This is a genomic window from Niallia laureatilytica, assembly GCF_046613985.1.
Classification (GTDB): domain Bacteria; phylum Bacillota; class Bacilli; order Bacillales; family Cytobacillaceae; genus Niallia.
In genome coordinates, this window is record NZ_JBKKHP010000009.1 from 16,380 (window position 1) to 32,498 (window position 16,119).

15 protein-coding genes, 1 tRNA gene and 1 other RNA gene are annotated in these 16,119 nt (G+C 40.0%); 15 read left to right on the plus strand and 2 right to left on the minus strand.

All coding sequences use genetic code 11. The features are described from left to right. Nucleotides 1-78 precede the first annotated feature (78 nt). Entirely contained in the window at nucleotides 79-324 is a 246-nt protein-coding gene (locus ACLIJJ_RS19305; RefSeq protein WP_233316609.1) for an HPr family phosphocarrier protein, read from the plus strand. A 39-nt stretch (nucleotides 325-363) separates the two neighbouring features. On the opposite strand, the gene clpP is transcribed toward ACLIJJ_RS19305, so the two are convergent. Next, entirely contained in the window at nucleotides 364-969 is a 606-nt protein-coding gene (clpP, locus tag ACLIJJ_RS19310) for an ATP-dependent Clp endopeptidase proteolytic subunit ClpP (protein ID WP_233316608.1), read from the minus strand. A 297-nt stretch (nucleotides 970-1,266) separates the two neighbouring features. Here clpP and ACLIJJ_RS19315 point away from each other — a divergent pair. The 14 genes from ACLIJJ_RS19315 (at nucleotide 1,267) to ACLIJJ_RS19380 (ending at nucleotide 14,865) form a co-directional block, all read left to right on the plus strand. Beyond that, nucleotides 1,267-1,338 (plus strand) — tRNA-Arg (locus ACLIJJ_RS19315). Nucleotides 1,339-1,721: 383 nt separating this feature from the next. After that, a complete protein-coding gene (locus tag ACLIJJ_RS19320) occupies nucleotides 1,722-2,738 on the plus strand; it encodes a sugar-binding transcriptional regulator (RefSeq protein ID WP_233316607.1) in 1,017 nt (338 codons plus the stop codon). 52 nt (nucleotides 2,739-2,790) lie between these two features. Continuing rightward, nucleotides 2,791-3,801, plus strand: a complete 1,011-nt coding sequence (gap, locus tag ACLIJJ_RS19325) for a type I glyceraldehyde-3-phosphate dehydrogenase (RefSeq protein WP_127738140.1) — start codon at nucleotides 2,791-2,793, stop codon at nucleotides 3,799-3,801. Between the two features lie 130 nt (nucleotides 3,802-3,931). Further along, the gene (locus ACLIJJ_RS19330; protein WP_233316606.1) at nucleotides 3,932-5,116 is read left to right on the plus strand and encodes a phosphoglycerate kinase; all 1,185 of its coding nucleotides are present in this window, start codon (nucleotides 3,932-3,934) and stop codon (nucleotides 5,114-5,116) included. Nucleotides 5,117-5,146: 30 nt separating this feature from the next. Next, nucleotides 5,147-5,905, plus strand: coding sequence for a triose-phosphate isomerase (gene tpiA / locus ACLIJJ_RS19335; RefSeq protein WP_233316605.1), 759 nt, complete (start codon nucleotides 5,147-5,149; stop codon nucleotides 5,903-5,905). Next, nucleotides 5,902-7,434 (plus strand): 2,3-bisphosphoglycerate-independent phosphoglycerate mutase, encoded by a 1,533-nt coding sequence (gene gpmI, locus ACLIJJ_RS19340; protein ID WP_233316604.1) that lies wholly within the window; start codon nucleotides 5,902-5,904, stop codon nucleotides 7,432-7,434. The genes tpiA and gpmI overlap by 4 nt, the downstream gene beginning before the upstream one ends. Nucleotides 7,435-7,462: 28 nt before the next feature. Then, nucleotides 7,463-8,758, plus strand: a complete 1,296-nt coding sequence (gene eno / locus ACLIJJ_RS19345; RefSeq protein ID WP_233316603.1) for a phosphopyruvate hydratase — start codon at nucleotides 7,463-7,465, stop codon at nucleotides 8,756-8,758. A gap of 147 nt (nucleotides 8,759-8,905) precedes the next feature. Beyond that, nucleotides 8,906-9,142, plus strand: a complete 237-nt coding sequence (secG, locus tag ACLIJJ_RS19350; RefSeq protein ID WP_233316602.1) for a preprotein translocase subunit SecG — start codon at nucleotides 8,906-8,908, stop codon at nucleotides 9,140-9,142. A gap of 198 nt (nucleotides 9,143-9,340) precedes the next feature. Beyond that, nucleotides 9,341-10,084 carry an alpha/beta hydrolase gene (locus tag ACLIJJ_RS19355; protein ID WP_233316601.1) on the plus strand — a complete coding sequence of 248 codons (744 nt, stop codon included), beginning with the start codon at nucleotides 9,341-9,343 and terminating at the stop codon, nucleotides 10,082-10,084. Between the two features lie 61 nt (nucleotides 10,085-10,145). Further along, nucleotides 10,146-12,452: a ribonuclease R gene (gene rnr / locus ACLIJJ_RS19360; protein WP_411411517.1), complete on the plus strand. Its 2,307-nt coding sequence runs from the start codon at nucleotides 10,146-10,148 to the stop codon at nucleotides 12,450-12,452. Nucleotides 12,453-12,562: 110 nt separating this feature from the next. Beyond that, nucleotides 12,563-13,030, plus strand: a complete 468-nt coding sequence (gene smpB, locus ACLIJJ_RS19365) for an SsrA-binding protein SmpB (protein WP_127738132.1) — start codon at nucleotides 12,563-12,565, stop codon at nucleotides 13,028-13,030. 155 nt (nucleotides 13,031-13,185) lie between these two features. Beyond that, nucleotides 13,186-13,544, plus strand: a transfer-messenger RNA (tmRNA) gene (ssrA, locus tag ACLIJJ_RS19370). 221 nt (nucleotides 13,545-13,765) lie between these two features. Continuing rightward, a complete protein-coding gene (locus ACLIJJ_RS19375) occupies nucleotides 13,766-14,329 on the plus strand; it encodes a lysozyme inhibitor LprI family protein (RefSeq protein WP_411411485.1) in 564 nt (187 codons plus the stop codon). A 158-nt stretch (nucleotides 14,330-14,487) separates the two neighbouring features. Continuing rightward, entirely contained in the window at nucleotides 14,488-14,865 is a 378-nt protein-coding gene (locus ACLIJJ_RS19380; RefSeq protein ID WP_233316599.1) for a MerR family transcriptional regulator, read from the plus strand. A gap of 39 nt (nucleotides 14,866-14,904) precedes the next feature. On the opposite strand, the gene ACLIJJ_RS19385 is transcribed toward ACLIJJ_RS19380, so the two are convergent. Next, nucleotides 14,905-15,876 carry an aldo/keto reductase gene (locus ACLIJJ_RS19385; protein ID WP_411411486.1) on the minus strand — a complete coding sequence of 324 codons (972 nt, stop codon included), beginning with the start codon at nucleotides 15,874-15,876 and terminating at the stop codon, nucleotides 14,905-14,907. Between the last annotated feature and the right edge of the window lie 243 nt (nucleotides 15,877-16,119).

Genomic DNA, 16,119 nt, shown 5'->3' on the forward strand with positions numbered 1-16,119 from the left:
GATAATATATCTTAAAACTTTAAGTTGTAAGGGTATATTATCCTCCTTGTATATTTTAAATCGGGGAGGAGATTTCAGGTGGTAGAAAGAGATATTAAAGTAACATTGAAATCAGGCTTACAAGCAAGACCTGCAGCGATATTTGTTCAAGAAGCGACAAACTATGTTTCTGAAGTTTATATTGAGAAAGAAGGAAGAAGAGTAAACGCGAAGAGTATCATGGGAATTATGGGCCTGGCGATACACTCAGGTGCGGACATTAAACTTATTATTGATGGCAGCGATGAATTGGAAGCGCTTAAAACATTGGAAAAATTATTATAAAAACACCTCGCGCTTTATTGCGAGGTGTTCCTTTTTTTATTATTTATCTTTTTTGTCTGACAGTTCATTGCGAGTGATAATATTGTCAATTAAACCATACTCTTTCGCTCTTTCTGCTGTCATGAAATTATCACGCTCTGTGTCTTTTGCGATAATATCGATTGGCTGGCCAGTACGCTCTGCAAGGATACCATTCAGCTTGTCACGCAAGAACAGGATGCGTTTTGCAGCAATTTCGATTTCTGTAGCTTGACCTTGTGCTCCGCCAAGTGGCTGATGAATCATAACTTCAGCGTTTGGAAGGGCATAACGTTTGCCTTTTTCACCAGCTGCAAGCAAGAAAGCACCCATAGAAGCAGCCATACCGATGCAGATTGTTTGTACATTCGGCTTGATGAACTGCATTGTGTCATAAATAGCCATTCCAGCAGTAATGCTACCGCCAGGGCTGTTAATGTATAGGGAAACGTCCTTTTCAGGATTTTCAGCATCTAGGAACAAGAGCTGTGAAACGATAGAGTTAGCAACATTATCGTCAATCGCACTTCCAAGCATGATGATGCGGTCTTTTAACAGACGGGAATAAATATCATAAGCGCGTTCCCCTCTATTCGTTTGTTCGATAACTGTAGGGATTAAGTTCATAAAAAAATCCTCCTTTAAAAATAAATTTTGCTTTATAAGTATGTGTTTCTTCAGTAGTGAAATAAATTCATTACTGTATGTAATCCTAATGATACACGGATGGTCAATTAAGGTCAAACGTTTACGTTCGGATACAGCAAAATATCCTTCGACACTTTATGTCACTGTCATTCCATTCATGTTTTTACAATAAGATTTTATCCTTACCATGATACCCAGACTGGATATTTTTAAACAATTATTCCTTGCATTAAAGCGAAACATATCATATAATCAAAACGTTCTTTAAAAAATTCTGCCCTCGTGGTGTAATGGATAGCACGCAAGATTCCGGTTCTTGAAATAGGGGTTCGATTCCCTTCGAGGGCGCTATTTGAAAAAAAGACTGTTGACAATCTCTTTATGGGATTTTCGACAGTCTTTTTTTGTTTGAATTCCTTTGAAAGTGAGGATATAGAATTCCGCTCCTATCACGGGGACGAGCTATCTAACCATTTCTAAATCTTTATCCTTTTTTGCTGCTGTACCTGTTTATATAGAATGAAAGCAATGAAAACGTGATGAAATTCACATGCGAACCATCTTCGAATTTTCGTCAAATTTCTTGAAAAATGGACGTTTATAAGTTGAATTTGCTATTCGCTGGTGATAGAATGAGTTTGTAGCAGGAAATGATTTTTTTTGGAGATTGTGGGACATAATATGTCTATGCGGGACTTCAAATGACCACTGTAAGTGAAGGGGCACCAAGAATGAATTCATTTATCGAGATTCAAAAAAGATTATTGCCTGATTTACTCGTAATTATGCAAAAAAGATATTACATTCTTCATCACATCAGCAATATGCAGCCTGTCGGCAGAAGAAGCTTGGCGGGAAGCCTTGGATTGACGGAACGAGTGCTCAGGAGCGAAGTGGAGTTCTTAAAAGATCAGAAGCTTATACATATTACGAACATTGGCATGACACTCACTCCAATTGGCGAAGAAACTTTGGAAAGTCTTTCTAGTGTAATGAGGGAAGTAACGGGTATTAACGAAATGGAGAAAGAGCTTGAAAAGAAGCTGCATATCAAAAGGGTGATTATTGTAGCTGGAGACAGCGATCATTCTCCATGGTTGAAAAAAGAACTGGGACTTGCAACAGCTAATAGTATGAAATCACTATTAAAAGGCAATAATATCATCGCAGTTAATGGTGGAACCACGATGGCTGCAGTGGCAGAGATGCTTACGCCTAACATAGTGGACGGTGAATGGCTGTTTGTTCCGGCGCGTGGCGGCATTGGGGAAGATGTTAAAAACCAGGCCAATACGATCTGTTCCATGATGGCTGATCGCACAGACAGCAAGCATCGTGTCCTGTATGCTCCTGATGAAGTGAGCAAGGAGATGTACAAAAGCATTGTCAAAGATGCCCGCATCAATGAAGTTTTACAGTTGATTAAATCAGCTAGCCTGCTTATTCATGGAATTGGAGATGCCATTACAATGGCAGAACGCCGCAGTACAAGTGCAAGTGACCTGGAAAAAATCGTGCAGGCAAATGCTGTCGGTGAAGCATTTGGTTATTACTTTAATGAAGACGGAGAGGTTGTCCATAAGGTTCAGACGATCGGCCTTAGACTTGAAAATCTTTCTACTGTTCCAAATGTAATCGCAGTTGCCGGAGGATCGTCGAAATCAAAGGCTATTAGAGCCTATTTAAAAAAAGCGCCACCCTCTACCATTCTGATCACAGATGAAGGAGCGGCAAAAAACTTGATATAATGGGAAATCCCTTTATATATAATTATCTCTAAATTTAGAGGAGGAAATAATAATGACAGTAAAAGTTGGTATTAACGGATTTGGACGTATCGGACGTTTAGCATTCAGAAAAATCATGGAAAACCCAGAATTGGAAGTAGTGGCTATCAATGATTTAACTGATACTAAAATGCTGGCACATCTTTTAAAATATGATTCATCTCAAGGTACTTTCCAAGGTGAAATCGAAGTACACGAAGGTTACTTCCTAGTAAACGGTAAAAAAGTAGTAACTACTGCTGAAAGAAACCCAGCTGACCTTAAATGGGGCGAGCTTAACGTAGATACAGTGATTGAATCTACTGGTTTCTTCACAACTAAAGAAAGTGCTGAAGCTCATATCCAAGCTGGCGCTAAAAACGTTGTTATCTCTGCACCTGCAACTGGTGAAATGAAAACAATCGTTTACAACGTAAACCATGACATTCTTGATGGTACTGAAACAGTTATCTCTGGTGCTTCTTGTACTACAAACTGCCTAGCTCCAATGGCAAAAGCACTTCAAGACAACTTCGGTATCGTTGAAGGACTAATGACAACTATCCATGCTTACACTGGAGATCAAAACACTCTTGACGCTCCACATCCAAAAGGTGACTTCCGCCGCGCTCGTGCTGCTGCAGAAAACATCATCCCTAACTCAACTGGTGCTGCTAAAGCTATCGGTCTAGTATTGCCAGAACTTAACGGTAAATTAGACGGAGCTGCACAACGTGTACCTGTTAAAACTGGTTCATTAACTGAGCTTGTAACAGTTCTTGACAAAAAAGTAACAGTTGAAGAAGTTAACGCAGCAATGAAAGCAGCTGCTGACGAGTCTTACGGTTACACTGAAGACGAAATCGTTTCTTCTGACATCATCGGAATCAGCTATGGTTCATTGTTCGATGCAACTCAAACTAAAGTTATGACAGTTGGCGACAAGCAATTGGTTAAAACTGTTGCTTGGTATGACAACGAAATGTCTTACACAAACCAACTTGTAAGAACAGTTAAACACTTTGCACAATTAGCTACAAAATAATTTTGTTAAGCTAAAGCCCTTAATCAAACAGCGGAAACAGCTTTGTTTCCGCTCTTTTAAAAATAGCTTTGCAATCTTTAGTGGATACGGATTAAAAGCTTAAAATAATGCAAGTGGAGGGTCTCATTTAATGAACAAGAAAACGATTCGCGATATCGATTTAAAAGGAAAAAAAGTATTTGTTCGTGTTGACTTCAACGTTCCGATGAAGGATCAAAAAATCACGGATGAAACAAGAATTCAAGCAGCACTACCAACTATTAACGAGTTAGTAGAAAAAGGTGCTATCGTAATTTTAGCAAGTCACTTAGGCCGTCCAAATGGTGAAGTGGTAGAAGAATTGCGTTTAACTCCAGTTGCTGCACGTCTTTCTGAGCTACTTGGCAAAAATGTTGTAAAAACAGATGAATCTTATGGTGAAGCTGTTAAAGCTGAAATCAGCAAGCTGTCTGAAGGCGATGTGCTATTGCTTGAAAACGTACGTTTCAATGCTGGTGAAGAGAAAAACGATGCAGAACTAGCAAAAAGCTATGCTGAACTAGCTGATGTATTCGTAAACGATGCATTTGGTGCAGCACACCGTGCACATGCTTCAACTGAAGGTATTGCACACCATATCCCAGCTGTATCTGGTCTATTAATGGAAAAAGAGCTTGATGTATTAGGAAAAGCACTTTCAAATCCAGACCGTCCATTCACAGCTATCGTCGGTGGAGCTAAAGTAAAAGACAAAATCGGCGTAATCGATAACCTTCTTGATAAAGTAGATAACTTGATCATCGGTGGCGGATTAGCTTATACATTTGTAAAAGCACTTGGCCATGAAATCGGATTGTCTCTTCTTGAAGAAGATAAAATCGAACTAGCGAAATCTTATATGGAAAAAGCGAAAGAAAAAGGTGTTAAATTCTACATGCCTGTAGATGTAACAGTTGCAGACGACTTCTCTAACGATGCTAACACACAAACTGTTTCCATAGAAGAAATCCCTTCTGATTGGGAAGCGTTGGACATCGGTCCAAAAACAAGAGAAATCTATGCAGATGTTATCAAAAACTCTAAATTGGTTATCTGGAACGGACCAATGGGTGTGTTTGAATTAGATACATTTGCTAAAGGAACAAAAGCAGTAGCAACAGCTCTTGCTGAATCACAAGATACATACTCTGTCATCGGTGGTGGAGATTCTGCAGCAGCAGTTGAGAAGTTTGACCTTGCAAACAAAATGAGCCATATTTCAACAGGTGGCGGTGCTTCGTTGGAATTCATGGAAGGCAAAGAACTTCCAGGTGTAGTAGCTCTTAACGATAAATAATAATTAACCAAGCATGAAAGGATGTTATACATGCGCAAACCTATTATCGCTGGAAACTGGAAGATGAACAAAACACTTCCTGAAGCAGTGGACTTTATCCAAGAAATTAAAGAATCAATTCCTTCTAGTGAACAGGTTGATGCAGTAGTTGTTGCTCCTGCTCTATTCATCGGTCAATTAGTAGAATTGACTGACGGCACAGAAGTGAAAATTGGTGCACAAAACATGCACTTCGAAAAAAATGGTGCTTTCACAGGTGAAATCAGCCCTGTAGCTTTGGAAAACATCGGTGCTAAATACGTTGTCCTTGGACACTCTGAACGCCGTGAGTTCTTCAATGAAACAGACGAAGCTGTTAACAAAAAAACGATTGCAGCATTTGAAAACAACTTAACTCCAATCGTTTGCTGTGGTGAAACGCTTGAGCAAAGAGAAAACGGCGAAACAAACGAATTCGTTGCTTCTCAAGTTTCAAAAGCTCTAGCTGGTCTTACAGATGAGCAAGCTAAAGCAACAGTTGTAGCTTATGAGCCAATCTGGGCAATCGGAACAGGCAAATCTTCTACATCAGCTGATGCTAACGAAGTTTGCGCACATATCCGTAAAACAGTAAGCGAACAGTTTTCTCCAGAAGTAGCAGAAAGCATCCGCATTCAATACGGCGGCAGCGTTAAGCCTGAGAACATCAAAGAATATATGGCACAGCCTGATATCGATGGTGCTCTTGTAGGAGGAGCTAGCTTAGAAGCACAAAGCTTCCTGCAATTATTGGAGGAAGGTAAGGCATGAGTAAATCTCCTGTAGCATTGATCATTTTGGATGGCTTTGCATTGAGAGACGAACGTATGGGAAATGCTGTTGCTCAAGCAAAAAAGCCAAACTTTGATAAATACTGGAATCAATATCCTCACACAACACTTGTTGCGAGCGGTGAAGATGTAGGTCTTCCAGAAGGACAAATGGGTAACTCTGAAGTTGGCCATTTGAACATTGGAGCAGGACGTATTGTTTACCAAAGCTTGACAAGAGTGAATGTGGCAATCAGAGAAGGTCAGTTCGCTAAGAACGAAACTTTCGTAAATGCCATCAAGCATGTGAAGGAAAAAGGCAAGAATCTTCATCTGTTCGGTCTTTTATCAGATGGAGGAGTTCACAGCCATATTGAACATATGTATGCCCTTCTTCGCCTTGCAAAAGACGAGGGTGTAAAAAATGTATATATTCACGGAATTCTAGACGGCCGAGACGTCGGTCAAAAGACTGCGGAAAAATACATTAAGGCTACACAAGAAAAAATAGAAGAATACGGTGTAGGTGAATTTGCGACAATCTCAGGACGCTACTATTCTATGGATAGAGATAAGCGCTGGGACCGTGTTGAAAAATCCTACCGTGCAATGGCCTATGGTGAAGGACCTAGCTACTCCAACCCATTGGATGTTGTAGAAGATAACTACAGAAACGGTATCTTTGACGAATTCGTACTTCCGTCTGTTATTACTAAAGAAGACGGTAAGCCGGTTGCAACCATTCAAGACGAAGATGCAGTAATTTTCTATAACTTCCGTCCAGACCGTGCAATCCAAATCTCTAATGTATTCACAAATGAGGACTTCCGTTCATTCGATCGCGGAGAAAATCATCCGAAAGATTTATATTTCGTATGCTTAACTCATTTCAGTGAAACAGTAAAAGGGTATGTTGCTTTCAAGCCGACAAACTTGGATAACACATTAGGTGAAGTTATTTCCCAAAATGGATTAACTCAGCTCCGCATTGCGGAAACGGAAAAATACCCACACGTAACGTTCTTTATGAGCGGTGGACGTGAAGCGGAATTCCCTGGTGAAAAGCGTATTTTGATCAACTCTCCTAAAGTTGCAACATACGACTTGCAGCCAGAAATGAGCGCTTATGAAGTGACAGATGCACTTCTAAAAGAGATTGAAGCAGATAATTTTGATGCTATCATCTTAAACTTTGCAAACCCTGATATGGTTGGGCACTCCGGAATGCTTGAACCTACTATCAAGGCTATCGAGACTGTTGATGAATGCTTAGGCAAAATCATCACACTGATTGAAGAAAAAGGCGGCAAAGCTATCATTACAGCAGACCATGGTAACTCAGATGAAGTGGTAACACTTGATGGAAAACCAATGACTGCACATACAACAAACCCTGTGCCTGTCATTGTGACAGTGCCTGGTGTCGAGCTTCAAGAAGGAAAGCTTGGAGATTTGGCTCCAACTATGCTTGAGTTATTAGGACTTGAACAACCAGCAGAAATGACTGGTACATCTATCATTAAAAAATAATTGATTTATTAAAAGGAGAGAATTTATTATGCCATACATTCAACATGTATATGCTCGCGAAGTATTAGACTCACGCGGTAACCCAACAGTAGAAGTAGAAGTTTTAACAGAATCAGGTTTTTTCGGTCGTGCACTTGTTCCATCTGGTGCATCAACTGGTGAATACGAAGCAGTAGAATTGCGTGACGGCGACAAATCACGCTACCTTGGCAAAGGTGTTCTTAAAGCAGTAGAAAACGTAAACGAAGTTATCGCTGAAGCTATCATCGGTATGGACGTTACTGACCAAGCTGGAATCGACAGAACTATGATCGAGCTTGACGGAACTGAAAACAAAGGTAAATTAGGTGCTAACGCTATCCTTGGTGTATCTATGGCTGCAGCTCACGCTGCTTCTGAAGTTGTTGGTCTTCCATTGTACCGTTACCTTGGCGGATTCAATGCTAAGCAATTGCCAACTCCAATGATGAACATCATCAACGGTGGTTCTCACGCTGACAACAACGTGGACTTCCAAGAGTTCATGATCTTGCCAGTAGGTGCTCCAACATTCAAAGAAGCATTGCGTTATGGTGCTGAAGTGTTCCATGCACTTAAATCAGTTCTATCTGCAAAAGGCTTGAACACAGCTGTAGGTGACGAAGGTGGATTCGCTCCAAACCTTGGTTCAAACCGTGAAGCTCTTGAAGTTATCATCGAAGCAATCAAAAAAGCTGGCTATGAGCCTGGTAAAGACATCTTGCTTGGAATGGACGTTGCTTCTTCTGAGTTCTACAACAAAGAAACTGGTAAATACGATCTTGCTGGAGAAGGCCGCACTGGCTTAACTTCTGAAGAGCTAGTATCTTTCTACGAAGAGCTAGTTAACGAATTCCCAATCATCTCTATTGAAGATGGTCTTGACGAAAACGACTGGGAAGGTCACAAATTGTTGACTGACCGCATCGGTTCTAAAGTACAATTGGTTGGTGACGATCTATTCGTTACAAACACTAAAAAATTGGCTGAAGGTATCGAAAAAGGAATTGCTAACTCAATCCTTATCAAAGTTAACCAAATCGGTACTTTGACTGAAACTTTCGAAGCTATCGAAATGGCTAAACGTGCAGGTTACACTGCAGTAGTATCTCACCGTTCTGGTGAAACAGAAGATGCAACAATCGCTGACATCGCTGTTGCTACTAACGCTGGCCAAATCAAAACTGGTTCACTTTCTCGTACAGACCGTATTGCTAAGTACAACCAACTTCTTCGCATCGAAGACGAGCTTGGCGACCTAGCTGTATACGATGGTCTTAAATCTTTCTACAACCTTACTAAATAAGGTTTGAACTTCAAGCACCTGACATTTTTGTGTCAGGTGCTTTTTTGTTGCCACAACTTGGATAAAACCGTTGTAATGCTATTGTGGGACAAGATAAATTATGGTACATTAAGAGTAATGTATGTTCGTTTTAATGGAGGTGCTTGTATGTTACACACAATCTTATTAACATTACTGATTATTGTTGCTCTTGCTCTTATTGTAGTAGTGCTTCTGCAATCAGGAAAAAGTGCAGGTCTATCCGGGGCCATTTCAGGTGGGGCAGAACAGCTTTTCGGTAAACAAAAAGCTCGCGGTTTAGACTTAATACTTCATAATACAACAATCGTACTGTCAATTTTGTTCTTTGCTTTAACGATTGCAGTCAGCTATTTCGATATTTAATAGCTGAACGGTATAGATGAAAAACCTGGCCGGATGCGGTCAGGTTTTTTTTCTGCAAGAGGGGTTTTGGAAGCTTTTTGCTGGATTCTTATCCTTTTTTCTGCCTAAAATAGGATGAGATTTACTAAAAAGAAAATCAGCTATACATATGTTAATCCGATGGAAATGGGAAAAGATAAGGCAAGGAGTGTTTTTAAAATGAAATTAGTGGAACAAAAGCCGTTGTATTTTGAAGGAAGTAATAAACGTGCTGTATTGCTGCTGCACGGCTTCACAGGCAACACATCAGATGTAAGAATGCTTGGACGCTATTTGAATACTAAAGGATACAGCTGCTATATTCCGTTGTATAAAGGCCATGGAGTGCCGCCAGAGGACCTTGTGCAGTATGGGCCAGAAGATTGGTGGAAAGATGTTCAGGCAGGCTATAATTTCTTGAAAGAAAAAGGTTATGAAGAAATTGCAGTGGGCGGACTTTCTCTAGGCGGGGTATTTTCTCTTAAGTTAGGTTACACTGTACCTGTAAAGGGTATCGTAACAATGTGTTCTCCAATGTATATTAAAAGCGAAGAAGTCATGTATGAGGGCGTCCTTGAATATGCTCGTAACTATAAGGTTAGGGAAGGAAAATCGGAGGAAGTCATTGAACAAGAAATGGCAGAATTCGCCCCGATGAATACGTTAAAAGAGCTGCAAGGCTTGATTGCAGATGTCCGTCAATCAGTGGATTTAATTTATTCCCCTGTTTTTGTTATACAAGCAAGACATGACCACATGATTAATACAGATAGTGCAAATATTATCTATAATGAAGTGGAAAGTGATGATAAAGAGATCAAATGGTATGAGAATTCTGGCCATGTTATTACACATGATAAAGAAAAGGACGAGGTTTTTGAGGATTTCTACCAGTTTATTGATCGATTAGATTGGATTAATTAATTAAAAGGAGGTTGTTTGTTTGGATATAATTCAAGAGCATATAGAAAAGCTGCTGCATTATATGAAGGACGAGGCGTATAAGCCCCTGACAGTACAGGAGCTGGAGGAAGCGTTTGGAATTGAGGATTCTTCTAACTTTAAGGAGTTCGTCAAGGCATTAGTGCAGATGGAAGAAAAAGGGTTGGTTGTAAGAACGAGAAGCAATCGTTACGGTCTGCCTGAAAAGATGAATTTAGTGAAAGGGAAGATATCCGGCCATGCAAAGGGTTTTGCCTTTGTTATTCCAGAGGAGCCTGGTCTAGACGATATCTTTATCCCGCCAAATGAAGTGAAGACAGCGATGAATGGCGATATCGTGCTTGCCCGTGTCACTTCAGAAAGCTCTGGTCAAAGACGGGAAGGAACCATCGTCCGTATTCTGGAACGAGGTGTGCAGCAAATTGTCGGTACATATTCCGAAAGCAAGAATTTTGGGTTTGTTATTCCCGATGATAAAAAAATTGCCACAGATGTGTTCATTCCTAAAGGCAGCACAAAGGGTGCTGTAGAAGGCCATAAAGTAGTTGTAAACTTAACTGCTTATCCAGAAGGAAGAAAGAATGCAGAAGGGGAGATTATCAAGATACTGGGTCATAAAAATGATCCTGGTGTGGATATTCTATCTGTTATTCATAAGCATGGACTGCCGCTTGCTTTTCCTGACGAAGTGATGGCACAGGCTGACAGTGTTCCAGATGAAATTGATGAAAGTGAAATCAAAAACAGACGTGATTTAAGGGATCAGCAGATTGTCACAATTGATGGTGCTGATGCAAAGGACTTGGACGATGCGGTAACCGTTACAAGGCTGGAAAATGGCAACTACAAGCTTGGGGTTCACATTGCAGACGTTTCTTATTATGTGACGGAAGATTCACCAATTGATGTAGAGGCACAAGACAGAGGCACAAGTGTTTATTTAGTAGACCGAGTTATTCCAATGATTCCACATCGCCTGTCAAATGGGATTTGCTCTTTGAATCCTAAAGTAAATCGTCTGACATTGTCTTGTGAAATGGAAATCAGCCCGAGCGGTGAAGTGGTTAGCCATGAGATATTCCAAAGTGTCATTAAGACAACAGAACGAATGACTTATGCCGATGTTAACTCAATCTTAAATGACAAAGATGAAGAGCTGCGAGAAAGATATGCTGAGCTTGTTCCAATGTTTGAGAGAATGGAAGAGCTTGCGCAGATTCTTCGCACAAAACGGATGGGCCGAGGAGCAATCGACTTTGATTTCAAAGAATCAAAGGTTCTTGTTGAAGAAAATGGAAAGCCAAAGGATGTTGTCCTTCGTGAACGTTCTGTTGCAGAACGCCTTATTGAAGAGTTCATGCTTGTTGCCAATGAAACAGTAGCAGAACATTTCCACTGGCTGCAAGTACCGTTTATTTATCGTATTCACGAAGACCCGAAAGAAGAAAAGCTGCGCAGGTTTTTTGAGTTTATTACAAACTTCGGCTATATCGTGAAAGGTACTGCGAATGAAGTTCATCCGAGAGCTCTTCAGGAAATTATTGAAGAGGTGCAAGGCACACCAGAAGAAATGGTTATTTCAACTGTTATGCTCCGCTCCATGCAGCAGGCAAAATATTATCCAGAAAGTCTAGGGCATTTCGGGTTGTCAACAGAGTTCTATACGCACTTCACGTCTCCCATCAGACGCTATCCCGATTTAATTGTGCACAGACTTATTCGCACATATCTAGTAGAAGGTGACATTAGCGCTCCTACTCAAGAGAAATGGAACAGCAAGCTGACAGACATAGCAGAGCATTCGTCCAATATGGAAAGACGCTCTGTTGAAGCAGAACGTGAGACTGACGAACTCAAAAAAGCAGAATATATGCTGGATAAAATCGGCGAAGAATATGACGGCATCATCAGCTCTGTCACAAACTTTGGAATGTTTGTGGAGCTTAAGAATACAATTGAAGGTCTTGTACATGTCAGCTATATGACAGACGACTATTATCGCTATGATGAACGCCATTTTGCGATGATTGGTGAAAGAACAGGCAAAGTATTCCGTATTGGTGATGAGATCACAGTTCGTGTTGTTAATGTTAATAAAGAAGAGCGTGCCATTGACTTCGAAATTGTCGGCATGAAAGGAACTCGCCGCAGAGATCCGAAAAAAGAGGGCAAAGTATTTTCAACTGGCAGCACATCTCGCGCGCCACGGAAAGGAAAGTCTGGGGCCGGCAAAGATGGACGCCATGGCAATGGCAGCGGCAGCAACGGGGAAGGAAAACGCAAGGGCAAAAAAGAAAGAAAGTTTTATGAAAATGCCCCAAAAGCAAAAAGAAAGAAAAAGAAACGCTAAAATGTTTTTGAGAAAGGGAAGCATATCTTGCTTCCCTTTGATAAACTTTATCAAAATTGTCCGAACAGAGATAATTTGATACAATTAGGTTATAAAGGTAGGGGATTTTAATGCCAAAAGGTGAAGGGAAAGTAGTCGCTCAAAACAAAAAAGCGAACCACGATTATTTTATTGAGGAAACATATGAAGCAGGCATCGTGCTGCAAGGAACAGAGATTAAGGCAATCCGTGCTGGCAGGGTTAACCTGAAGGAATCATATGCCCGTGTTCATAACGGTGAAGTATTTTTGTATGGCATGCATATAAGCCCATATGAACAAGGAAACCGTTATAATCATGAGCCGCTGAGAACACGCAAGCTGCTGCTTCACAAAAAGCAGATAAACCAGCTGATTGGCGACACGAAGGAAATCGGTTATGCACTAGTTCCATTGAAGCTTTATATGAAAAACGGCTTTGCCAAGGTTTTAATCGGGCTCGGTAAGGGTAAGAAAAACTATGACAAGCGTGAGACATTAAAGCGCAAAGAAGCAAACCGCAGCATCGAGCGTGCCTTAAGAGATAGACAAAAAATGTAATCCAAAAACTTACAATTGAAATCTAGGATGTTTATGTTATAATAAATTATGTCGTTAAGACAAGCATAACTTAAAGCTCCTATTTTTGAGCTTCCTAACGTTAACGCAAATAGCGTGAATCCAGTGATGTAACAATCACTAGATTTTATCCTTATGGGGACGTTACGGATTCGACAGGGATAGTTCGAGCTTAGGTTGCGAGTCGAGGGGATCGGCCTCGTTAAAACGTCAAAGCCTATAACTGGCAAACAACAAAACAACTTCGCTTTAGCTGCTTAATAGCGCTTAGCGGTTCCTCCCTCCATCGCCCATGTGGTAGGGTAAGGGACTCACTTTAAGTGGGCTACGCCGGATTCCACCGTCTGAGGAAGAAGGAAGAGAACAACCAGGCTAGCTCATCGGACGCCCGTCAGCAGGCATAAGAATGAGCGAATCGCGAATATGTTGACTACACTCGTAGAAGCTTAAGTGCCGATGTTTCTGGACGTGGGTTCGACTCCCACCGTCTCCACCAAATACATATGTTTGGTGGTTTTTTACTACTTAGAGATATGAAGCATCAAATTCCCGGTTGGGGGTTTGGTGCTTTTTTATTTATGCTGCTGTCTTGCTTCTAAAAATAAACCGAGAAATATACATATAAATTGATTAACAATAATTGTAATTGTTATATTGTTAAATAAAGGGGATAAAAGGAGGAACGTCATTCACTTCCATAAAAGGAGGACTTTCATAATGAAAACTTTTGAGGTGATTTTCTCTTTAGTTGCGGTACTGATTTTGGCTGCTTGTAATAACTCATCCACAGAATCAAGCAATTCAGCAGATAAACAAGCTGAACATAACAGCAGTTCTCAAACAGCAAATGGTGAGGCACCTAAAGAAAATACTGGTACAAATAAAACGGAAAAAAACACAGCTGCTAATGATACTGCAGAGAGTCAAAAGGAAGTGTATCTCAAGAAATTAAATGATACAAAAAAAGAAATGGATGAACGGCGGAACAATCCAGAAGATGACTCAACATATGCCATGATAAAGGTTGAAGGTGACAGATATGACACGTGGGATGGCTTAGTAAATGAAATTTATGGTGTCTTACAGAAGCAACTGCCTTCTGACGAAATGGAGCAGTTGAGAAATGAACAGCGTAAGTGGATTGAATACAGAGATAGTACTGCAAAAGAGGCTTCTTTAAAATATGAAGGCGGTACGATGGAAGAGTTGGAATACGTGGCTGTGCTAGGTAATCTTACGGAAGAAAGATGCTTTGAATTAGTGGAGAAGTATATGCAGTAATAAGATTATTATGTGAATGAAAGGGAGAGGCCTATTATTCGTTAATAGGTCTTTTCTCAATATGAACATATTTATAGGAATATGCTTTTAATTGCGGAAATAAATAGATATAAAGTAAAATACATGAAAATAGAATGAGGTATAAGAGGAGGGGCCATATGGGGCTTACGATAAGCGAGGTTGCTGAAAAAACAGGAATATCTCCGCACACACTGCGTTTTTATGAAAAAGAAGGACTTGTTCCTGCTGTTAATAGAGATCATAATGGAATTCGAATTTATGAGGATTATCACTTAGAGTGGCTAAGCTTTATGGTGTGTTTGCGTGCAACGAATATGCCGCTGAGTGAAATGAAGAAATATGTGGAATTAACACAGTATGGCAAGGCCTCTATTAGGGAAAGAAAAGAAATGATGCTTAAGCATAAGAAAAAAGTAGAAGAACAGCTGCAAGAAACTTATAGCTATCTGGAGAAAATAAATTATAAATTAGCTTTTTATGATATTCATGAAAAAGATTTAAAGATACTGCCATAATAAAAGGGCACTGCGTAAAAGAGTAGTGCCCATAAAAACTTACAGACTAAGATCCTTCATATTATTATCATCATAGCGATTTCCATAGACCGTATTTTTGGGATTTATACTGTCAAGACGTACTAAATCTTGAGGAGTTAATTCGACTTCTAAAGCGCCGACATTTTCCTCTAAGTATTTTTGACGCTTTGTCCCAGGGATTGGCAGGGCACCATTTGCAATTGTCCAAGCGATAGCTAATTGAGAAGGTGTAACATTCTTTTCTTTAGCCATATTCAGAATTTCACTGACTATATCAAGATTTTTTTGGAAGTTCTCCCCTTGGAACCGCGGCATAAATCTGCGCAAATCATCATCGCCAAAATCTTTGAAATTACTTATTTCTCCGGTTATAAACCCTCTGCTTAATGGACTGTAAGCTACATGTGTAATTCCTAGATATCTTACAACAGGTAAGATTTCCTCCTCAATATCTCTGCTCCACAAGGAGTATTCTGTTTGTAATGCAGAAATAGGATGTATGTTGTGTGCCCGTTTTATGGTATCAACTGATGCTTCGGATAATCCAATTGCTCGAACTTTTCCTGCCGTAACTAAATCGGACATTGCGCCGATTGTCTCCTCAATCGGAACATTTGGATCGACACGATGTTGATAATAAAGGTCAATATAGTCAATATTTAATCGGCGCAGACTGTCATCAACAGCTTTTTGGATATAATCAGGGTGACCGATGATTTTTTCATAATTTGTTGTATAAGCAAACTTAGTAGCAACAATTGCTTTATCTCGTTTACCTTGCAAAGCCTTGCCGAGCAAACTTTCATTATGACCATTTCCATAAACATCTGCCGTATCTAATAATGTCACACCCAATTCCATTGCACTATGAATCGTTCTAATTGATTCCTCATCATTTGTCTGACCATATATTCCTGGTGACATCCCCATCAACCCTAGGCCAATGGATGATACTTCCAACTCACTATTTCCAAGTCTTCTTACTTTCATGTTCTTCACTCCAATAATAGATTTTTTTGTACTTTTTAATCATATGACTTAGAGTTTTCTTGAGGTCAAGCAAAAATTTATGTTCACGATTTTCCCGCTTATCATCCTTGATTTAGAGTTTAATGTAATATTTAGTTTAAAATTACACTTCATTTTTTGAGTTTGAGCTTAATTTTAGTTAAAGTAGCTTTAACGAAATTGATATAATGAACATAGATTTTTTCTCTTGGCGTCTTTGGCTAA